General features: G+C 57.7%; 19 protein-coding genes. 7 read left to right on the forward strand and 12 right to left on the reverse strand.

Features of this window, described 5'->3' with window-relative positions:
- Positions 1–2: 2 nt before the first annotated feature.
- Positions 3–4,463 carry a glutamate synthase large subunit gene (gltB, locus tag ENTCL_RS02445; RefSeq protein ID WP_013364517.1) on the reverse strand — a complete coding sequence of 1,487 codons (4,461 nt, stop codon included), beginning with the start codon at positions 4,461–4,463 and terminating at the stop codon, positions 3–5.
- Between the two features lie 673 nt (positions 4,464–5,136).
- Here gltB and mnmL point away from each other — a divergent pair.
- The 4 genes from mnmL (at position 5,137) to mtgA (ending at position 10,161) form a co-directional block, all read left to right on the forward strand.
- Complete coding sequence (mnmL, locus tag ENTCL_RS02450) at positions 5,137–6,087, forward strand: tRNA modification radical SAM protein MnmL/YtqA (protein ID WP_013364518.1); 951 nt, start codon at positions 5,137–5,139, stop codon at positions 6,085–6,087.
- Positions 6,088–6,208: 121 nt separating this feature from the next.
- A complete protein-coding gene (gene arcB, locus ENTCL_RS02455; RefSeq protein ID WP_013364519.1) occupies positions 6,209–8,536 on the forward strand; it encodes an aerobic respiration two-component sensor histidine kinase ArcB in 2,328 nt (775 codons plus the stop codon).
- Positions 8,537–8,779: 243 nt separating this feature from the next.
- Positions 8,780–9,433, forward strand: a complete 654-nt coding sequence (gene elbB / locus ENTCL_RS02460) for an isoprenoid biosynthesis glyoxalase ElbB (RefSeq protein ID WP_013364520.1) — start codon at positions 8,780–8,782, stop codon at positions 9,431–9,433.
- A complete protein-coding gene (gene mtgA / locus ENTCL_RS02465; protein ID WP_013364521.1) occupies positions 9,430–10,161 on the forward strand; it encodes a monofunctional biosynthetic peptidoglycan transglycosylase in 732 nt (243 codons plus the stop codon). The genes elbB and mtgA overlap by 4 nt, the downstream gene beginning before the upstream one ends.
- Positions 10,162–10,173: 12 nt before the next feature.
- Here the strand turns inward: mtgA and npr are convergent, their stop codons facing one another.
- From npr to ENTCL_RS02520, 11 genes are read right to left on the reverse strand one after another with little or no spacing between them, the layout of a single operon-like run.
- Positions 10,174–10,446: a PTS phosphocarrier protein NPr gene (npr, locus tag ENTCL_RS02470; protein ID WP_013364522.1), complete on the reverse strand. Its 273-nt coding sequence runs from the start codon at positions 10,444–10,446 to the stop codon at positions 10,174–10,176.
- Positions 10,443–11,297: an RNase adapter RapZ gene (gene rapZ, locus ENTCL_RS02475; protein ID WP_013364523.1), complete on the reverse strand. Its 855-nt coding sequence runs from the start codon at positions 11,295–11,297 to the stop codon at positions 10,443–10,445. The genes npr and rapZ overlap by 4 nt, the downstream gene beginning before the upstream one ends.
- Before the next feature lie 31 nt (positions 11,298–11,328).
- On the reverse strand, positions 11,329–11,817 hold the full coding sequence (gene ptsN / locus ENTCL_RS02480) for a PTS IIA-like nitrogen regulatory protein PtsN (RefSeq protein ID WP_013364524.1): 489 nt from the start codon (positions 11,815–11,817) through the stop codon (positions 11,329–11,331).
- 57 nt (positions 11,818–11,874) lie between these two features.
- Positions 11,875–12,162 carry a ribosome hibernation promoting factor gene (gene hpf / locus ENTCL_RS02485; RefSeq protein WP_013364525.1) on the reverse strand — a complete coding sequence of 96 codons (288 nt, stop codon included), beginning with the start codon at positions 12,160–12,162 and terminating at the stop codon, positions 11,875–11,877.
- A gap of 22 nt (positions 12,163–12,184) precedes the next feature.
- Positions 12,185–13,618 carry an RNA polymerase factor sigma-54 gene (rpoN, locus tag ENTCL_RS02490; RefSeq protein ID WP_013364526.1) on the reverse strand — a complete coding sequence of 478 codons (1,434 nt, stop codon included), beginning with the start codon at positions 13,616–13,618 and terminating at the stop codon, positions 12,185–12,187.
- Positions 13,619–13,665: 47 nt separating this feature from the next.
- Positions 13,666–14,391: an LPS export ABC transporter ATP-binding protein gene (gene lptB, locus ENTCL_RS02495; RefSeq protein WP_013364527.1), complete on the reverse strand. Its 726-nt coding sequence runs from the start codon at positions 14,389–14,391 to the stop codon at positions 13,666–13,668.
- Positions 14,392–14,397: 6 nt separating this feature from the next.
- Complete coding sequence (gene lptA / locus ENTCL_RS02500; RefSeq protein ID WP_013364528.1) at positions 14,398–14,955, reverse strand: lipopolysaccharide ABC transporter substrate-binding protein LptA; 558 nt, start codon at positions 14,953–14,955, stop codon at positions 14,398–14,400.
- Complete coding sequence (lptC, locus tag ENTCL_RS02505) at positions 14,924–15,499, reverse strand: LPS export ABC transporter periplasmic protein LptC (RefSeq protein ID WP_013364529.1); 576 nt, start codon at positions 15,497–15,499, stop codon at positions 14,924–14,926. The genes lptA and lptC overlap by 32 nt, the downstream gene beginning before the upstream one ends.
- Positions 15,496–16,062: a 3-deoxy-manno-octulosonate-8-phosphatase KdsC gene (gene kdsC, locus ENTCL_RS02510; protein ID WP_013364530.1), complete on the reverse strand. Its 567-nt coding sequence runs from the start codon at positions 16,060–16,062 to the stop codon at positions 15,496–15,498. The genes lptC and kdsC overlap by 4 nt, the downstream gene beginning before the upstream one ends.
- Positions 16,063–16,076: 14 nt before the next feature.
- Positions 16,077–17,063 carry an arabinose-5-phosphate isomerase KdsD gene (gene kdsD, locus ENTCL_RS02515; RefSeq protein ID WP_013364531.1) on the reverse strand — a complete coding sequence of 329 codons (987 nt, stop codon included), beginning with the start codon at positions 17,061–17,063 and terminating at the stop codon, positions 16,077–16,079.
- A gap of 14 nt (positions 17,064–17,077) precedes the next feature.
- On the reverse strand, positions 17,078–18,055 hold the full coding sequence (locus ENTCL_RS02520; RefSeq protein ID WP_013364532.1) for a calcium/sodium antiporter: 978 nt from the start codon (positions 18,053–18,055) through the stop codon (positions 17,078–17,080).
- Between the two features lie 210 nt (positions 18,056–18,265).
- Between ENTCL_RS02520 and mlaF the strand changes: the two genes are divergently transcribed.
- Genes mlaF through mlaD form a run of 3 tightly spaced genes read left to right on the forward strand, consistent with a single transcriptional unit; the run spans position 18,266 to position 20,424 of the window.
- A complete protein-coding gene (gene mlaF / locus ENTCL_RS02525; protein ID WP_013364533.1) occupies positions 18,266–19,078 on the forward strand; it encodes a phospholipid ABC transporter ATP-binding protein MlaF in 813 nt (270 codons plus the stop codon).
- Positions 19,079–19,085: 7 nt separating this feature from the next.
- A complete protein-coding gene (mlaE, locus tag ENTCL_RS02530) occupies positions 19,086–19,868 on the forward strand; it encodes a lipid asymmetry maintenance ABC transporter permease subunit MlaE (RefSeq protein ID WP_013364534.1) in 783 nt (260 codons plus the stop codon).
- A 4-nt stretch (positions 19,869–19,872) separates the two neighbouring features.
- Complete coding sequence (gene mlaD, locus ENTCL_RS02535) at positions 19,873–20,424, forward strand: outer membrane lipid asymmetry maintenance protein MlaD (RefSeq protein WP_013364535.1); 552 nt, start codon at positions 19,873–19,875, stop codon at positions 20,422–20,424.
- Positions 20,425–20,437 lie beyond the last annotated feature (13 nt).

Raw genomic sequence — 20,437 nt, forward strand, 5'->3', positions numbered from 1 at the left:
CCTTACTGCGCCTGCACGCGCAGCTCTGCTGCGCTACGACTACGGTGACCCAACAGCGCTTTCACATCGCTGGACTTCGGTTTAACCAGCGCGAACTTCGCGGAGAACGCCGGCCAGTTCGCCAGGATCTCTTCGCCGCGCTGGGAGCCGGTAAGCTGTACGTGCTCGGTAATCAAGCCGCGCAGATGCTCTTCGTGGATAGCCAGCGTGTCGACGTCCAGCACCTCTACCAGCTCCGGGTTGACGCGTTTACGGAAGTCGCCGTCTTCGTCGAGAACATAGGCGAAGCCGCCGGTCATCCCTGCGCCGAAGTTGACGCCGGTCTTCCCGAGAATGCAGACAATACCGCCGGTCATGTACTCACAGCCGTTGTCGCCGATACCTTCCACGACGGTGATGGCGCCGGAGTTACGCACGCCGAAACGTTCGCCAGCGCGGCCTGCGGCGTACAGGCGACCGCCGGTCGCGCCGTACAGGCAGGTGTTGCCGATGATGCTCGCTTTATGGCTGAGGAAAGACGACCCCACCGGTGGGCGAATTGCGATCAGTCCGCCCGCCATACCTTTGCCGACGTAGTCGTTAGCGTCGCCGATCAGGTGCAGCTCAACGCCGCCCGCGTTCCAGACGCCGAAGCTCTGGCCCGCGGTACCGCTAAAGTGCGCAGTAATCGGGTCGCCCGCCAGCCCCTGGTCGCCGTGCGTCCGGGCGATATAGCCGGACAGCGATGCGCCAACCGAGCGGTCGGTGTTGCGAATATCGAACCAGAACGTTTTGCTCTGCTTGTCGTCGACGTACGGCTTTGCCTGCTGCAGCAGCTGCGCGTTCAGCACGCCGTTGTCGAACGGCGGGTTGTTTTCAGTGCAGTACAGCGCTTTACCCGGGTGAGGTTCTGCCGTTTCCAGCAGCTTCGCCAGGTTCAGCTTTTGCTGCTTGGCGGTAAATCCGTCCAGCTCTTTGAGCAGGTCGGTACGGCCAATGAGATCCACCAGCCGTTTGACGCCCAGCTGCGCCATCAGCTCGCGCACTTCGCGGGCGATAAATTCAAAGTAGTTAGTCACTTTGAACGGCAGACCGTGGTAGTGGTTCTTACGCAGTTTGTCATCCTGGGTCGCTACGCCAGTGGCGCAGTTGTTCAGGTGGCAGATACGCAGGTATTTACAGCCCAGCGCCACCATCGGGCCGGTACCGAAGCCGAAGCTTTCCGCGCCGAGAATCGCCGCTTTAATGATGTCGAGCCCCGTCTTCAGGCCGCCGTCGACCTGCAGGCGAATCTTGTGGCGCAGGCCGTTAGCGACCAGCGCCTGCTGGGTTTCCACCAGCCCCAGCTCCCACGGGCAGCCCGCGTATTTCACTGAGGAGAGCGGGCTTGCGCCGGTGCCGCCGTCGTAACCGGCAATGGTGATGAGGTCCGCATAGGCTTTGGCGACGCCGGTGGCGATAGTGCCCACGCCCGGCTCGGAGACCAGCTTCACGGAGATCATCGCCTGCGGGTTGACCTGCTTGAGATCGAAAATCAGCTGCGCCAGGTCCTCGATAGAGTAAATATCGTGGTGCGGCGGCGGGGAGATAAGCGTCACGCCCGGTACCGAGTAGCGCAGTTTGGCGATGTACGGGGTGACTTTATCGCCCGGCAGCTGACCGCCTTCGCCCGGCTTCGCGCCCTGAGCGACTTTAATCTGAATGACGTCGGCGTTGACCAGGTACGCTGGCGTGACGCCGAAGCGGCCGGAGGCCACCTGCTTGATACGGGACACTTTGCTGGTGCCGTAGCGCGCCGGGTCTTCACCGCCTTCGCCGGAGTTAGAGAAACCGCCGATGCTGTTCATCGCTTCCGCCAGCGACTCATGCGCTTCCGGGCTCAGCGCCCCAATGGACATGGCGGCGGTATCAAAGCGTTTAAACAGCGCTTTTGCTGGCTCCACGTCGTTGATGCTCACGGCCTCATCGCCAGGGTTCAGCGCCAGCAGGTCGCGCAGGGTGGCGGCAGGACGCTCGTTCACCAGCGCGGCATACTGCTGATAATCGCTGTATTCGCCGCTCTGCACCGCCTGCTGCAGCGTGCGAACGACGTCCGGGTTGTAGGCGTGATATTCGCCGCCGTGGACGTACTTCAGCAGGCCGCCCTGGGACAGCGGCTTACGCGCCAGCCAGGCCCGTTTGGACAGGTTCAGCAGATCCTGCTGGAAGTCATCAAAACCGGCGCCGCCGATGCGGCTGACCACGCCCTGGAAGCAGAGGCTGGCGACGTCGTCGTGCAGGCCGACGGCTTCGAACAGCTTCGAGCAGCGGTAGGAGGCGATAGTCGAAATGCCCATTTTGGACATGATTTTGTACAGGCCTTTGTTGATGCCGTTGCGGTAGTTGAGCATCACATGGCGGTAATCTTTTTCAATCGCTTTGCTGTCGACCAGCTTCGCCAGGGTCTCATAGGCGAGGTACGGGTAAATCGCGGTCGCGCCAAAGCCCAGCAGCACGGCGAAGTGGTGCGGGTCGCGGGCGCTCGCGGTTTCCACGATGATGTTGGCGTCGCAGCGCAGGCTCTTATCGACCAGACGGGTCTGGATCGCGCCCACGGCCATCGGCGCCGGCACCGGCAGGCGGTTTTTCGCAATATTGCGGTCGGACAGCACCAGCAGAACCGTACCGTTGCGGACCATCTGCTCCGCCTTGTCGCACAGCGCTTTCACCGTCGCTTCAAGGCTCGCTTCGCTCACGTCGAAGGTGATATCGAGCGTGTCGGCGCGATAGTGCTCCTCCTGCATGGTGGTCAGCTGTTTGAAATCGGAGTACAGCAGGATCGGCGATTTGAAGCTCAGGCGGTGGGCCTGGCCTTCCGCTTCGCAGAAGACGTTCATCTCACGGCCGATGCTGGTGGCCAGCGACATCACGTGCGCTTCGCGCAGCGGGTCGATCGGCGGGTTGGTGACCTGCGCGAACTGCTGGCGGAAATAGTCGTAAATGATGCGCGGCTGGCTGGAGAGCACGGCGAAGGGGGTATCGTCGCCCATTGAGCCGACCGCCTCCTGGCCGTTCTCGCCCAGTACGCGGATAACCGAGTCGAGCTCTTCAGCGCTGTAGTTAAACTGTTTCTGGTAGCTGGCGAGTATGTCATCGCCCATCTCGCGGCTGCCCACGTCCTCGTCCGGCAGATCCTCAAACGGCACCAGGCGGCGAACGTTCTTCTCCATCCACTCTTTATACGGGTGGCGGATCTTCAGGTCATGGTCGGTTTCCGCAGAGTGCAGAATACGGCCGACGCGGGTGTCGATGACCATCAGCTCGCCGGGGCCAACGCGGCCTTTCTCGACCACTTCGTCAGGCTGGTAGTCCCAGATGCCGACCTCAGAGGCGCAGGTGATGAGCTTGTCTTTGGTGATGACGTAGCGCGCCGGGCGCAGGCCGTTACGGTCGAGGTTACAGGCGGCGTAGCGTCCGTCCGACATGACGATACCTGCCGGGCCGTCCCACGGCTCCATGTGCATGGAGTTAAAGTCGAAGAAGGCGCGCAGGTCCGGGTCCATATCCGGGTTGTTCTGCCAGGCTGGCGGCACCAGCAGGCGCATCGCGCGCACAATGTCCATCCCGCCTGCCAGCAGCAGTTCGAGCATGTTATCCATCGAGCTGGAGTCGGAGCCGGTTTCGTTCACGAACGGCGCGGCATCGTGCAGGTCGGGAATCAACGGCGTCTGGAACTTGTAGGTACGCGCCCGTGCCCACTGGCGGTTGCCGGTGATGGTGTTGATCTCGCCGTTATGTGCCAGATAGCGGAACGGCTGCGCCAGCGGCCAGCGCGGCACGGTGTTAGTTGAAAAGCGCTGGTGGAACAGGCAGATGGCCGATTCCAGGCGCAGATCCGCCAGGTCCAGGTAAAAGCGCGGCAAATCCGCCGGCATACACAGACCTTTGTAGATATTAATCAGGTTTGACAGGCTGCAGACGTAGAAGTCTTTATCGCCCAGCAAACGCTTTTCGGCGCGGCGACGGGCGATGAACAAACGGCGCTCCATATCGCGCGGGCGCCACCCGGCAGGCGCGTTGACAAAAATCTGTTCAATACGAGGCAGCGAGGAGAGGGCGATTTCACCGAGAACGCCTTCGTTGGTCGGCACGTCGCGCCAGCCAACAATCGACAGGGTTTCACGCTGAAGTTCTTCTTCAACAATGCGGCGGGCCGCGCTTGCCAGCTCAGGATCTTTATTCAGGAAAATCATCCCGACGGCGTAGTTTTTGGCTAAACGCCAGCCGCGCTCTTCGGCCACCAGGCGGAAGAAACGATCCGGTTTTTGCAGCAGCAGGCCGCAACCGTCGCCGGTTTTACCATCAGCGAGGATCGCGCCGCGGTGCTGCATGCGGGCCAGTGCGTGTATCGCGGTACGCACTACCTTGTGGCTAGGTTCGCCTTCTATGTGGGCGATCAGGCCGAAACCACAGTTATCCCTCTCAAGGGATTTATCGTACAACATATCAGTGAACCTCCCCAGGCTCTACGGGATCCCCATCCGGTACCGATTGCGCGCAGGCACAGCAAGAGCATGGCGATGGAGTCAAAACCTCGCATTCGCCCTCTTAAAATCCTTTCGCACAGGTCAAACAAGTATTGCGGACTTGCTTCAGAGGGAATCTCAATTACTGCATAAATATGATGAGCAGACCGCTCATCGAGAAAGCTTCCAGCGGATTCTCAACTTATCGGGAATCTGGACACAGGTCAAATGGCAATCTTATTGATACAAAAATGTGCTATAGAGTGGTTAATTTACTGAAATGTAATAATTTTCAGGCTTTTTCACATTGTGATGAACCTCGAATAATTGGCGACTGAGTGTGATCTGTCTCACTATCTCATGGCGCTATTATTACTTATCTGTGCTGATGTGGTGGTTTAACGCAGAATTTTCATCTACCCGTGCGGGGTAACTCGCGTGATGACACTGTTTTTCACTATGGCGCGGAGAAACGGAAAAATGGGGGCGGGCATAAGGAAATATTATCAGCGGCAGCGTGCATGAAATCACGTTTATTTTGACTGATTATGCAATAAATAAAAGGCCTCCGCGGCGTTTGATCCAGGTCATCGCCGAAAGAGACTAAAAATGGCAGGCTTGGCCCCTTTGCTTCAGGCCGGTCTATCAGATTATGCAGTTACAGAAATTAGTCAATATGTTTGGTGGGGATCTTACGCGTCGCTATGGCGAAAAGGTCCATAAGCTGACGCTGCACGGCGGTTTTAGCTGCCCCAACCGCGACGGCACGCTGGGTCGCGGCGGCTGCACGTTCTGTAACGTCGCCTCGTTTGCCGATGAGGCGCAGCAGCATCGCTCCATTGCCGAACAGCTGTCGCACCAGGCGGCGCTGGTGAACCGCGCCAGACGCTACCTCGCCTATTTTCAGGCGTATACCAGCACTTTTGCCGAAGTGCAGGTGCTGCGCGCCATGTACCAGCAGGCGGTGAGCCAGGTCAGCATCGTCGGGCTGTGCGTCGGTACGCGTCCTGACTGCGTGCCGGAGGCGGTGCTTGATTTGCTCTCCGGGTATAACGATCGGGGGTATGAGGTGTGGCTGGAGCTGGGGCTGCAGTCGGCGCAGGACAAAACGCTGCGCCGCATCAACCGCGGACATGATTTCGCCTGCTATCAGAAAACCACGCGGCTTGCCCGCGAGCGGGGGCTGAAGGTATGCACGCACCTTATCGTCGGCCTGCCGGGCGAGGGAGAGCAGGCGTGCCTGCAGACCCTGGAACAGGTGGTGGATACGGGCGTCGACGGCATAAAGCTGCATCCGCTGCACATCGTGACCGGCAGCATTATGGCGAAAGCCTGGCAGGCGGGCCGGCTCGACGGCATCACGCTTGAGGACTATACGCGTACCGCCGGGGAGATGATCCGCCACACGCCGCCGGAGGTGGTGTATCACCGGATTTCCGCCAGCGCCCGCCGCCCGACGCTGCTGGCGCCGCTGTGGTGCGAAAATCGCTGGACCGGGATGGTTGAGCTGGATAAATACCTCAATGAACACGGCGTGCAGGGTTCGGCGCTGGGGACGCCGTGGGTACAGCCGATTCAGGCTTGCGAACCCCCTCGCGACTGACAGGCGCGGCGCCATCCGGTCTGCGGTTCTGATCCGACCTTTACCTCATTTTTCGCACAACCTTCAACGCATTGCTCAGAATTGGGTATGATTGAGCGATGTTGTGGTGAAGGAATTCCCTATGAAGCAAATCCGAATGCTTGCGCAGTACTATGTCGATCTGATGATGAAGCTTGGCCTGGTACGCTTCTCAATGCTGCTGGCGCTGGCGCTGGTGGTGCTGGCCATTGTCGTGCAGATGGCGGTGACCATGGTGCTGCATGGTCAGGTCGAGAGTATTGACGTCATCCGCTCTATCTTTTTCGGCCTGCTGATTACGCCCTGGGCGGTCTATTTCTTGTCGGTGGTGGTTGAGCAGCTTGAGGAGTCGCGCCAGCGCCTGTCGCGGCTGGTTGAAAAGCTGGAGGAGATGCGCGAGCGCGACCTGAAGCTCAACGTGCAGCTGAAAGACAACATCGCCCAGCTTAATCAGGAAATCAGCGATCGCGAAAAGGCGGAGGCCGAGCGTCAGAGCACGCTTGAGCAGCTCAAAGTGGAGATGCAGGAGCGCGAAGAGACGCAGATCCAGCTTGAGCAGCAGTCCTCTTTTCTGCGTTCGTTTCTTGACGCCTCGCCGGACCTGGTCTTTTACCGCAACGAAGATAAAGAGTTTTCCGGCTGTAACCGGGCGATGGAGCTGCTGACCGGCAAAAGCGAAAAGCAGCTGATTCATCTGCATCCGCAGGACGTCTACTCCCCGGAGGCGGCGGAGAAGGTGATTGAAACGGATGAGAAGGTCTTTCGCCACAACGTGTCGCTGACCTACGAGCAGTGGCTGGACTACCCGGACGGGCGCAAAGCCTGTTTCGAAATCCGCAAAGTGCCTTACTACGACCGTGTCGGCAAGCGCCACGGGCTGATGGGATTTGGCCGCGATATCACCGAGCGTAAGCGCTATCAGGACGCCCTGGAGCGCGCCAGCCGCGATAAGACCACGTTTATCTCGACCATCAGCCACGAGCTGAGAACGCCGCTGAACGGCATTGTCGGCCTGAGCCGCATCCTGCTCGACACCGACCTGACCGCCGAGCAGGAAAAATACCTGAAAACGATCCATATTTCGGCGGTGACGCTGGGCAATATTTTCAACGATATCATTGATATGGATAAGATGGAGCGGCGCAAGGTCCAGCTCGACAACCAGCCGGTGGATTTTACCGGCTTTATGGCGGATCTCGAAAACCTCTCCGGGCTGCAGGCGCAGCAAAAAGGCCTGCGCTTCGTGATGGAGCCGACGCTGCCGCTGCCGCATAAGGTGATTACCGACGGCACGCGTCTGCGCCAGATCCTCTGGAACCTGATCAGCAATGCCGTCAAATTTACCCAACAGGGGCAGGTGACGGTACGGGTTCGCTATGACGCCGGCGATATGCTGCGCTTTGAGGTGGAAGACTCCGGGATCGGTATTCCGCAGGAGGAGCAGGATAAGATTTTCGCCATGTATTACCAGGTCAAAGACAGCCATGGCGGCAAACCGGCGACGGGGACCGGCATTGGTCTGGCGGTATCAAAACGCCTGGCGAAAAATATGGGCGGCGATATCACCGTGAGCAGCCTGCCGGGGAAAGGCTCCACCTTTACCCTGACGGTCAACGCGCCGGCGGTTATTGAAGAGGGCGCGGATACCCAGGACGATGACGACATGCCGCTGCCGGCGCTGCACGTGCTGCTGGTGGAGGATATTGAGCTGAACGTTATCGTGGCCCGCTCGGTGCTGGAGAAGCTGGGCAACAGCGTTGACGTGGCGATGACCGGGAAAGAAGCGCTGGAGATGTTCTCGCCGACCGAATACGACCTGGTGCTGCTCGATATTCAGTTGCCGGATATGACCGGGCTGGACATTTCACGCGCGCTGAAAAAACAGTACGCCGCCGATGAGCTGCCGCCGCTGGTGGCGCTGACCGCCAACGTCCTGAAGGACAAAAAAGAATATCTCGATGCCGGAATGGATGACGTGCTGAGCAAGCCGTTGGCCGTACCGGCGTTGACGGCAATGATTAAGAAATTCTGGGATACCTGTGACGATGAGGAGAGCCATGTGACAACGCAAGACAGCAGTAAAGCGCAAAGCGTGTTGGATATAGCGATGCTTGAGCAGTATATCGATCTGGTGGGACCGAAACTTATCACCGACGGTCTGGCGGTATTCGAGAAAATGATGCCTGGCTATCTGGCCGTGCTGGAGTCGAACCTGACGGCGCGCGATCAGAAAGGTATCGTTGAAGAGGGGCACAAAATTAAAGGCGCGGCAGGCTCCGTGGGGCTGCGTCATATCCAGCAGCTCGGCCAGCAGATCCAGTCACCCGACCTGCCTGCCTGGTGGGATAATGTTGGTGAATGGGTTGAAGAGATGAAAACCGAATGGCCGCAGGATGTGGCGACGCTGAAGGCCTGGGTTGCCAGCCGGTAGAAAAAAATGACCCCGGATGAACCGGGGTGCGCGAATACTGCGCCAACACCAGGGAAATCGTGGCTGCGCCGGAATCGTTAGAATAGTTTTTGGCAAGGACGCAACCCTGAAAATAAGGCCGCACGCTCATAAGATAGCAAAGCTTAAAATATTTGTTATGCAGATCAGTAAAATATGTGAAGCGTAGCGGTTAAATTAAATTTTTTAATGGGTTTCATACAGTTGCAAAGAAGGATTTAGGCGATGAAAAAAATAGGCGTGGTGCTGAGCGGGTGTGGCGTTTATGACGGTACGGAAATTCATGAAGCGGTCATTACGCTGCTGGCGATTGCCCGCAGCGGCGCGCAGGCGGTCTGTTTTGCTCCGGATAAAAGCCAGTCGGATGTGATTAATCATCTCGCGGCTGAGCCGATGGCGGAAAATCGTAACGTCCTGATTGAAGCCGCGCGTATTGCCCGCGGCGAGATCCAGCCGCTGTCGCAGGCTCGTGCTGCGGATCTCGACGCGCTGATTGTGCCCGGCGGATTTGGCGCGGCGAAGAACCTCAGCAACTTTGCCGCCGAAGGCGTCCAGTGCACGGTTGACAGCAGCCTGGCGCAGCTCGCCCGTTCACTGCACCAGGCGGGAAAACCGCTGGGATTTATGTGTATTGCCCCCGCGCTGCTGCCGAAAATTTTTGATTTTCCGCTCCGTCTTACCATCGGTACCGATATTGATACTGCAGAAATGCTTGAGGATATGGGCGCTGAGCATGTGCCGTGTCCGGTGGACGATATTGTGGTGGATGAAGACAACAAAGTGATCACCACTCCGGCCTACATGCTGGCGCAGAACATTGCCGAAGCGGCGACGGGCATTGAGAAACTGGTGGCCCGCGTGCTGGCTCTGTGCGCATGAGGATTCGCTTTTCCCCGCTGGCCTGGTCAAAGCGGCTCTTCCTGCGCGCGGCGCTGGTGCTGGCGGTATTCTGGGGGGGCGGTATCGCCCTGTTCAGTATTGTGCCGGTACCCTTTTCCGCGGTGATGGCAGAACGCCAGATCGGCGCCTGGCTGCGGGGGGATTTTCACTATGTCGCGCATGCTGACTGGGTGAGCATGAGCGACATGTCGCCATGGATGGGGCTGGCGGTCATTGCCGCCGAGGACCAGAAGTTCCCCGATCACTGGGGGTTTGACGTCACCGCCATCGAGAAGGCGCTGGCGCATAACGAGCGTAATGAAAACCGCATCCGCGGCGCGTCTACGCTGTCGCAGCAGACGGCCAAAAACCTGTTTCTCTGGGACGGTCGCAGCTGGGTGCGTAAAGGGCTGGAGGCCGGGTTAACGCTCGGTATTGAAACCGTCTGGAGCAAAAGGCGTATTCTGACGGTGTACCTGAACATTGCGGAATTTGGTGAGGGGGTATTTGGCGTAGAGGCCGCCTCGCAGCGTTATTTTCATAAGCCCGCCAGTCGGTTGACGATGTCTGAAGCAGCGCTGCTCGCCGCGGTGTTGCCGAATCCCATTCGCTTTCGCGCCGATGCGCCGTCAGGCTATGTCCGCAGCCGCCAGGCGTGGATCCTGCGCCAGATGCGGCAGCTCGGTGGGGAAGGGTTTATGACGGAAAATAAGCTGTACGCGAAGTGAAAAATATCGCGGTTAGTCTTCGTCGAATCCGGCGTTAAAGAGGGCAATCACCGCCGACAGCGCTTCCTGCTCCTGCGGACCGCTGGCCTCAATCTCTATCTGCCGTCCTTTGGCGGAATCCAGCATGAGCAGGGCAATGACGCTGCTGGCTTCCGCTTCCGTGCCTTCGTCGTTACGCAACAACACCTCTGCATCAAAGCCTTGCACCAGCTCAAACAGCTTCATCGCCGGGCGCGCATGCATGCCCAGCTTATTAGTGATTTCAACGGTTTGCTTTACGGTCATGTTTTGCGTTTTTCCAGCGTCCGGTGACGAGACTGCACGTTTTTACCGCGCGAGCGGAAATAGTCAGCCAGCTGCTCGGCAATGTACACCGAGCGGTGTTTACCGCCGGTACAGCCTATAGCGACCGTCAGGTAGCTACGGTTGTTGGTTTCCAGCATAGGTAACCATAGCTCAAGATAGCTGCGGGTCTGGTAGATAAAATTGTGAACTTCTGTATGCCGGTCAAGAAACGCCGCGACGGGCTTATCGAGGCCGGTCATCGGTCGCAGCTTCGGGTCCCAGTGCGGGTTGGGCAAAAAGCGGACGTCAAAAACGTAGTCGGCATCGATAGGGATGCCGTGCTTAAAACCAAACGATTCGAACACCATCGTCAGCTCGCGCTCGCGTTTGCCCAGCAGGCGCGTTCTGAGCATCTCGGCCAGCTCATGCACCGACATCTCTGAGGTGTCGACGATCAGGTCGGCCCGGGAGCGCAGGGGCTCGAGCAGATCGCTTTCCTGGTCGATAGCGCTTTCCAGCGACAGGTTTTTGCTGGAGAGCGGGTGCAGGCGGCGGGTATCGCTGTAGCGACGAATCAGCGTATTGCGATCGGCATCGAGGAACAGCAGCTGCGGTGAGAACGCTTCCGGCAGGTTCTGCATCGCCTGTTCGAAAATTTCCGGTGATTCCGGCATGTTGCGCACGTCGATGCTTACCGCTGCGGAGATGTTTCTGTCCACCAGGCTTTTTGCCAGTTCAGGCAGCAAGATGACCGGCAGGTTATCTACACAGTAGAAGCCCATATCTTCCAACGCGCGCAAGGCGACGGATTTCCCCGAGCCTGAACGACCGCTGACGATCATCAGTACCATCTACTGTTTCTCCTCACAACAGGGTTCCTCATTACGCGTCATCGCTGCCTTCTTCTCCCGTGATTATCTGGTACAGCTCTTCGTCGCTCTGCGCGCTGCGCAGGCGGCGGCAGATAGTTTTATCGGCCAGACGCTTTGCCACCAGAGAGAGCGTATGCAGGTGCGTTTTGGTTTGATCGGCCGGCACCAGCAGGGCGAACAGCAGGTCTACCGGCTGGTTATCAATGGCGTCAAACGGGATTGGCGTTTCAAGCTGTACAAAGACGCCGACGGCGCGCAACGTATCCTCCTCCAGCTTACCGTGAGGGATGGCGATGCCGTTGCCGATGCCGGTACTGCCCATTTTCTCGCGGGTCAGTATGGCCTCAAATACCACCTGAGGCGGCAAACTGAGCTGTTTAGCAGCCAGTTCGCTGATGATTTCCAGCGCACGTTTTTTACTCTGGCAGTGAACAGCACTGCGGGTACATTCCTGGTTAAGGACATTGCTCAGTTGTAGAGCGGAATCGTTGTTCATCATAATTTCACCTGCGTTTCGCCCGACGCGCACTATGGCATCAGGCGAACGCCCGGACAATTAGTGTTGTTTCAGTTTATCTTTATGTTTGGTCAACTGTCGCGCCAGCTTATCGATAAGACCGTCGATAGCGGCATACATATCCTGCCCTTCCGCACTGGCATGGATTTCACCACCGTTAACATGCAGGGTGGCGTCCGAGATATGAGTCACTTTTTCCACTTTTAACACAATATAGACCTGATTAATGCGTTCGAAGAACTGCTCCAGCTTAGCGAATTTCGAGGTAACGAAATCGCGCAGAGCCTCAGTAATTTCGACATTGTGTCCTGTGATATTGAGCTGCATAGTGTCTTCCTTATCGGTTGTGTCAGACCAGTTGTTTACGCTGGTTAGACGGCGGAATGGATAAAGACTCTCGGTACTTTGCAACGGTACGGCGAGCCACCATGATACCCTGTTCACAGAGCATGGTGGTCAGCTTACTGTCACTCAGCGGTTTCGCGGGATTTTCCGCGGCAATTAACTTCTTCACCAGCGCGCGAATGGCCGTGGACGAGGCTTCGCCGCCGCCCTCGGTATTGACGTGGCTGGAGAAGAAATACTTAAGCTCAAAAATGCCACGCGGACTGTGCAGATACTTCTGCGTCGTGACGCGTGAAATCGTGGATTCGTGCATCTCGACGGCCTGGGCGATATCCGCCAGCACCATCGGCTTCATAAACTCTTCGCCCTTTTCAAAGAAGGCCTGCTGCTGTTCGACGATGCAGCGGCTGACGCGCAGCAGCGTATCGTTACGGCTTTCCAGGCTTTTAATCAGCCAGCGGGCTTCCTGCAGGTTGCTGCGAATGAACTGGCTGTCGGCATCGTTGCGGGCGTTATTGCACATCCCGGCGTAATGCTGATTTATCTGCAGACGCGGAAGGCTGTCGGCGTTGAGATCCACCGCCCAGCGATCGTTGACTTTGCGCACCAGAACGTCGGGGATCACATACTCAGGCTCGCCGGTCTGGATCGACTGGCCGGGGCGAGGATCCAGCGACTGAATCAGCGCTACCGCCTCTTTCAGCACCTCTTCCTTTAACCGGGTTACGCGCATCAGCGTGCGGAAGTCATGGTTGGCGAGAAGATCGAGATGATCGCTGATGATGAGCTGGGCTTCTTCCAGCCACGGCGTCTCCCTGGCAAACTGCGAAAGCTGGATCAGCAGGCAGTCGCGCAGATCGCGCGCCGCAACGCCGACGGGATCGAAACGCTGGATTCGCTTGAGCACCGCTTCCACTTCGTCGAGCCCAATCTCTTCATCGCCCATGCTTTCAAGGATGTCGTCCAGCGTTACCGTCAGGTAGCCCGTCTCGTCCACCGCATCAACAATGGAAGTGGCGATAGCCCGATCGGTATCGGAAAAGGGCGTCAGCTCGACCTGCCACATCAGATAATCCTGCAGCGTCTGCGTGGTTTCGCCCTGATAGACCGGAATCTCGTCGTCCTGATAATCCGCGCCGGTCCCGGAAGGGGTTCCGGCGGTATAGATCTCGTCCCAGCTGGCGTCCAGCGGCAGCTCCTCGGGCATCTCTTTTTGCTCGAGCGCGTCGACGGTATCGAGCGTTTCGCTGTCCTGGACTTCCGTAGACGCAACTTCATCGTGGAGCTCGGTTTGCTCAAGCAGCGGGTTGCTCTCCAGCGCCTGCTGAAGTTCCTGCTGAAGTTCCAACGTGGACAGCTGCAGCAAGCGGATGGCCTGCTGCAGTTGTGGTGTCATGGCGAGCTGTTGGCTGAGCCTTAATTGCAAACCTTGCTTCATGGTCAGGGCAAATGTCTCCGGCTAATACGTCTATACCTGATACCCTATCAGAGTCTGAAGTCTTCCCCAAGGTACACGCGCTTAACCTGCTCGTCTTGCAGGATTTCTTCTGGCGTACCGTGGGCGATAAGGTGACCCTGGCTAACAATGTAGGCGCGTTCACAGACGGCCAGCGTTTCTCGCACGTTGTGGTCGGTAATCAGCACGCCAAGACCGCTGTCGCGCAGATGTTCAATGATGCGTTTGATGTCGATAACAGAGATAGGATCGACGCCGGCAAAGGGTTCATCCAGCAGGATGAATTTCGGGTTTGCCGCCAGCGCGCGCGCAATTTCCACACGGCGGCGCTCCCCGCCGGACAGCGCCTGCCCCAGGCTGTCGCGCAGATGCTCGATATGGAACTCTTCCATCAGCTCGTTGGCGCGATCCTCGCGCTGCTCGTTGCTTAAATCATCGCGAATTTGCAGCACCGCCATTAGGTTATCAAATACGCTCAGGCGGCGGAAAATCGAGGCTTCCTGCGGCAGATAGCCGATACCGCGACGGGCGCGGGCATGCAGCGGTAGCAGGCTGATATCGTCGCCGTCGATGATAATGTTGCCGGCGTCGCGCGGCACGATGCCGACCACCATGTAAAAGGTGGTGGTCTTCCCGGCGCCGTTTGGCCCCAGCAGACCGACAATCTCACCGGAGTTAACGGTGAGGCTAACGTCCTCGACCACCCGGCGGCCCTTATAGGCTTTTGCGAGATTTTTTGCAGTTAATGTTGCCATAGCGAATTAGTTACTCTTTTTCTGCGGCGCCGGAGCCTTGTTGTTGCCTTTATCCTGCAGCTGCGACGGTACCAGCACCGTGGTCACGCGTTTGCCTTTATCGCTGAACGCCTGCATTTTCTGCTCTTTCACCAGATAGGTAATCTTGTCGCCTTTGATGTTGCTGTCGAGCTGCTCCAGATAGGCGTTCCCCGTCAGCACCACGAAATCATTTGCCGTTTCATAGTGCATTTTGGAAGAGTGCCCCTTCACCGGCTTGCCGTTGTCCTGCATCTGGTAGAAGGTGGCCGGGTTGCCGTAACCGTCGATGGTTTCTTTCCCTTTTTCACCGCCCGGGCGAGTGACGACGACCTTATCCGCATTAATCTTGATACTGCCCTGGGTGACGATAACGTTGCCGGTAAAGGTGGCGACGTTACCCTGCATATCCAGCGACTGCTGATCGGACTCGATATGAATCGGTTGATCGGTGTCGCCGGTTAGCGCCAGCGCCGGCAGGCTGGCCGCCAGCAGGACGCTGGTAAGAGCAAGCTTAAGGCTGAGTTTGTTTGTTTTGAATTTCATAAGAGGTTCTCACCTTTTCAATCAGCTCTGCGTTTTTGCTGCGTAAGTTGCCGCGCATTTTCAGGCCGCTGGAATTAAATGTCGTCCCATACAACGTCACCAGATCGTCTGAACTTACGTCTTGCGTTATCAGATTTACCATGGCGTTATCTGTTGTTATTTTGCGCAGTTGAGAGTCCGGCGTTAGCGCGTTGATTTCAACATGCCCATAAAGATACAGCATACGGTCGTTCGTCAGCTTGGCGCGATCCGCTTTGATGGACCATGTCGCAACCTTGTTGACGTCATACGTGGTCAGCAGCGGGTGCTCAAACCACGAAACGGCGTCATCGGAAAAATACTCCACATGTTCCGCAATCAGGCGATAGTTAAGCGCGCCTTCCGGGCTGTAAACGAGCGTATCGGTATGCTCGCTTTTGTAAGTCGGGTCATTGCTGTTGGCGATTGGGTGCACCGCATCGTCTTTATTCACGAAGTTATAGCCGATCAGCACCAGCGCGACCAACGAGAGCAGAATGATAACCCAACGTCTGGTTTTACTCATATGGATTGCCCTTTGGCCTCATCTAGCTTGCCCTGAGCCAGCAGCAGCAAATCACACACCTCCCGCACAGCGCCTTTACCCCCCGCAATATGCGTGACGTAATCCGCACGCGGAATGAGCAGCGGATGCGCGTCAGCCACGGCAACGCTCAGGCCGACCTCCGCCATCACCGGCCAGTCGATCAGGTCGTCGCCAACATAGGCGACCTCTTCCGGGCGCAGCGCCAGCGTCGCGAGCAGCTCTCGATACGCGATAAGCTTATCGGACTGCCCCTGCCAGAGACGGGTGATCCCCAGCGTTTTACAGCGGTCTTCTACCAGTTTAGCCTTTCGCCCGGTGATAATGGCGACTTCAATATCGGAGGTCATCGCACAGCGAATACCATAACCATCGCGTACGTTGAAGGCTTTCAGCTCTTCGCCGTTATTGCCCATGTAGATAAGGCCATCAGACAACACGCCGTCAACGTCCAGAATCAGCAGGCGGATGTTTGCCGCACGCTGAATAATCTGCGCGCTGACCGCGCCATAGCAGGTCGTCACCGACGCACCAGCATTACTCATTGTTTTATCCTTACTTATACTACGCCTGCGCGCAGCAGATCATGCATATGTACCACACCCAGCAGATGGTCGCCATCAGCAACCATCACGCAGGTGATATGGCGGGACTGCATCAGGTTCAGCACATCCACGGCAAGCGTGCCGGAACGCACCCGGATGCCGCCGTGGGTCATGACGTCCGCGATGCTCAGGCTGCGGACGTCCGCGCCCATGTCGAAGACCCGACGCAGGTCGCCATCGGTGAAAATACCATCGATAGTCATCTGGTCGTCGCAGATGACGGTCATACCCAGATTTTTACGGGTGATCTCCAGCAGCGCGTCGCGAAGCGATGCCGCTTTATTGACGCGCGGAATTTCATCGCCGGTGTGCATGATATCGTTCACCCGCAGCAGCAGCTTACGGCCCAGCGCGCCGCCCGGGTGCGACAGGGCGAAGTCTTCGGCCGTAAAGCCACGCGCTTTCAGCAGCGCGACGGCGAGCGCATCGCCCATCACCAGCGCGGCGGTAGTGCTGGAGGTAGGCGCCAGGCCCAGCGGGCAGGCTTCCTTCTGTACCTTCACGCACAGGTGAATATCGGCGGCTTTCGCCATGCTGCTGTCCGCACGGCCGGTCATGCAGATAAGCGGCACCTGCAGACGCTTAAGCACCGGGATCAGCGCGAGGATCTCATTGGATTCGCCAGAGTTGGAGAGGGCAATCACCACATCCTGCGCCGTCACCATTCCAAGGTCGCCATGCGCCGCTTCGCCCGGGTGGACGAAAAACGACGAGGTGCCGGTACTGGCGAAGGTCGCGGCCATCTTGCGGCCGATATGGCCGGATTTACCCATCCCCATAACCACGACTTTGCCGCCGCATTTGAACATTCTCTCGCAGGCGAGGGCGAAGTCCTGGTTGATGTATTGATCGAGCTGGGCCAGACCTTCACGTTCAATCTCCAGTACCTCAAGGCCTGCTTTCTGAAAGTCAAAATCCGGCTGCAAATCTATTTGCGACATAATGTTATTCCGATTCACTCTGCGAAAAACGGCGTGCCCCAGTAGAGAAACGCCAGCCAAACAATAAACCCGCTGGTTAACAGCGCTCCGGCGACTTTGCCTATCCGCAGGCGGCGGCGCCAGCACAGCAGGGCGAAGATGACGCTGACCAGCACCATCACGCCATAATCACGGTGAAACGCCAGGGGATTAAACGCGCCTGGCGCGATGAGCGCGGGTAAACCGAGCACAATGGCGATGTTGAAGATGTTGGAGCCTATTATATTGCCAATCGCGATATCGCCTTCACCTTTTCGGGCGCCGGCAATGGTTGTCGCCAGCTCCGGCAGGCTGGTGCCAATGGCGATGACCGTCAGGCCAATGGTGAGCTCACTCATGGCGAAATAGTTCGCCAGCACGGTGGCGTTGTCTATCACCATGCGGGTTGCCATTGGCATAATAATCAAGGCGATGCCGAGCCACAGGCAGGCCACCGGCAGCGACCCCTCGCGAGGAAGTTCGGCCATCTGCTCGCGGGTCAGGCTGTCGGGGCCCTGGTGCTCCGCAAGCCGGGCTATTTTCACGATGAAAAACAGCCACAGCGCCGCCAGCGTAAGCATAAATACGCCGTCGAGCCTCGAAAGCTCGCCATCATACAGCACATATCCCGCCAGCAGGCTCACGATTAACATTAGCGGCAATTCACGGCGCAGGATATCGGAATGGACGGTAAATGCGTGGAACAGGGCGGCAAGACCAATTATCAGCAGGATATTGATAATATTGGAGCCGATGGCGGTGCCGATCGCCAGATCGATTTGCCCGTGAAAGGAGGCGGCGACAGAAACGATTATTTCAGGCAGCGATGTCCCTATGCTGACCACGGTCATACCGATAATCAGCGGCGGAACGCCCATGGTGCGACAGAGGATAGACGCGGCAAAAACCAGACGATCGGCGCTGTAGACCACCAGAAGTAAACCAATTATTAACAGAGCCGTCGCTAAAAGCATCTAAAGTCCTTTCTTCAGGTATAATCGCCGGTCCGCGCTTACCGGGTGCGGGACGTAGACGAATTCTTAATTTTGACTTTATGCGGCTAAAAAGTAAAACAAATGCCTGCTTTCGCTAACCATGGCAGGTAAGTTTCTGTAAAAATGATGGGTTAGGGGCGCTGCTGCGCGCCATGCTTAACCTTATGCGTTTTTTGTAAGGATGAACCTATGAGCCAGACTCTGGCGAATTTGGTCGACGTTCAGAACATGAGCTTCTCACGGGGCCAGCGAACTATCTTCGACAATATCTCGCTCTCAGTGCCGCGGGGTAAAATCACCGCGATTATGGGACCGTCGGGCATTGGTAAAACGACGCTGCTGCGGCTCATCGGCGGGCAGATCCCGCCGGACAGCGGCGAGATTTTGTTTGACGGCGAAAACGTGCCGGAGATGTCGCGCTCGAGGCTTTATGCGGTGCGTAAACGGATGAGCATGCTGTTTCAGTCCGGCGCGCTGTTTACCGACATGAACGTCTTTGACAACGTCGCCTACCCGCTGCGCGAGCATACCCGCCTGCCGCCGCCGCTGCTGAAAAGCACGGTGATGATGAAGCTTGAGGCGGTCGGTTTGCGCGGCGCGGCGAAGCTGATGCCGTCTGAGCTTTCCGGCGGGATGGCGCGCCGCGCGGCGCTGGCTCGCGCGATAGCGCTGGAGCCGGATCTCATTATGTTTGATGAGCCGTTCGTCGGGCAGGACCCGATAACCATGGGCGTGCTGGTCAAACTGATCTCCGAGCTCAACAGCGCGCTGGGCGTAACCTGCATCGTCGTATCGCACGACGTGCCGGAGGTTCTCAGCATTGCCGATTACGCCTATATCGTCGCGGACAAGAAAATCGTTGCTCACGGCAGCGCGCAGTCGCTGAAGGTCAATGACGACCCGCGCGTACGCCAGTTTCTTGACGGTATTGCCGATGGGCCGGTGCCGTTTCGCTATCCGGCGGGCGACTACCGCCGCGATTTATTAGGAACAGGGAGCTAAGTTACTCATGCTGTTAAATGCACTGGCGGCGTTGGGCCATCGGGGGATCAAAACCACCGCCGCCTTCGGCCGCGCCGGGTTAATGTTATTCAATGCCGTGGTCGGCAAACCGGAGTTTCGCAAGCATGCCCCGCTGCTGGTGCGCCAGCTGTATAACGTCGGCGTGCTCTCCATGCTGATCATTATCGTGTCTGGCGTCTTCATCGGCATGGTGCTCGGGCTGCAGGGCTATCTGGTGTTGACGACCTACAGCGCTGAAACGAGCCTCGGCATGCTGGTGGCGCTGTCGCTGCTGCGCGAGCTCGGGCCGGTGGTCGCGGCGCTGCTGTTTGCCGGGCGCGCCGGTTCGGCGCTGACGGCTGAAATCGGCCTGATGCGGGCGACAGAGCAGCTCTCCAGCATGGAGATGATGGCGGTCGATCCGCTGCGCCGGGTGATTTCGCCTCGCTTCTGGGCGGGCGTTATCTCCTTGCCGTTGCTGACCATTATCTTTGTCGCCGTCGGCATCTGGGGCGGTTCGCTGGTGGGGGTGAGCTGGAAGGGCATTGATGCCGGCTTCTTCTGGACGGCAATGCAAAATGCCGTCGAGTGGCGCATGGATTTAGTGAATTGCCTGATTAAAAGCGTGGTGTTTGCCATCACGGTGACATGGATTGCGTTATTCAACGGCTATGATGCGATCCCTACTTCTGCCGGGATCAGCCGCGCGACGACTCGCACCGTCGTGCACTCTTCTCTGGCGGTGCTTGGGTTAGATTTTGTGCTGACTGCATTGATGTTTGGGAATTGAGTTCATGCAAACGAAAAAAAGTGAAATCTGGGTGGGCGTTTTCTTACTGGTGGCGCTGCTGGCGGCACTGTTCATCTGTCTGAAAGCAGCCGACCTTACCTCGCTGCGTACTGAGCCGACCTATCGCGTCTATGCGACCTTCGATAACATCGGCGGCCTGAAAGTGCGTTCTCCGGTTCGCATCGGCGGGGTGGTGATTGGCCGCGTGGAAGAGATAGCATTAGATCCGAAAACCTATCTGCCGCGCGTTACGCTGGATATCGAAGACCGCTATAACCAGATTCCGGATACCAGCTCGCTGTCGATTCGCACCTCCGGCCTGCTGGGCGAGCAATTCCTTGCGCTGAACGTCGGTTTCGACGATCCGGAAATGGGGACGTCTATGCTTAAAGACGGCAGCACCATCCAGGATACGAAGTCCGCCATGGTGCTTGAGGACCTGATCGGCCAGTTCCTTTATAGCAACAAGGGCAGTGAGAATCAGAATTCTGGCGATGTGAAAGCGCCGGATGAGGGACATACTGACGCTGTACCGCCTGCTGGCGCGTCGCACTAATTTCGGGAGAATC

This window comes from [Enterobacter] lignolyticus SCF1, assembly GCF_000164865.1.
Taxonomy (GTDB): Bacteria; Pseudomonadota; Gammaproteobacteria; order Enterobacterales; family Enterobacteriaceae; genus Enterobacter_B; species Enterobacter_B lignolyticus.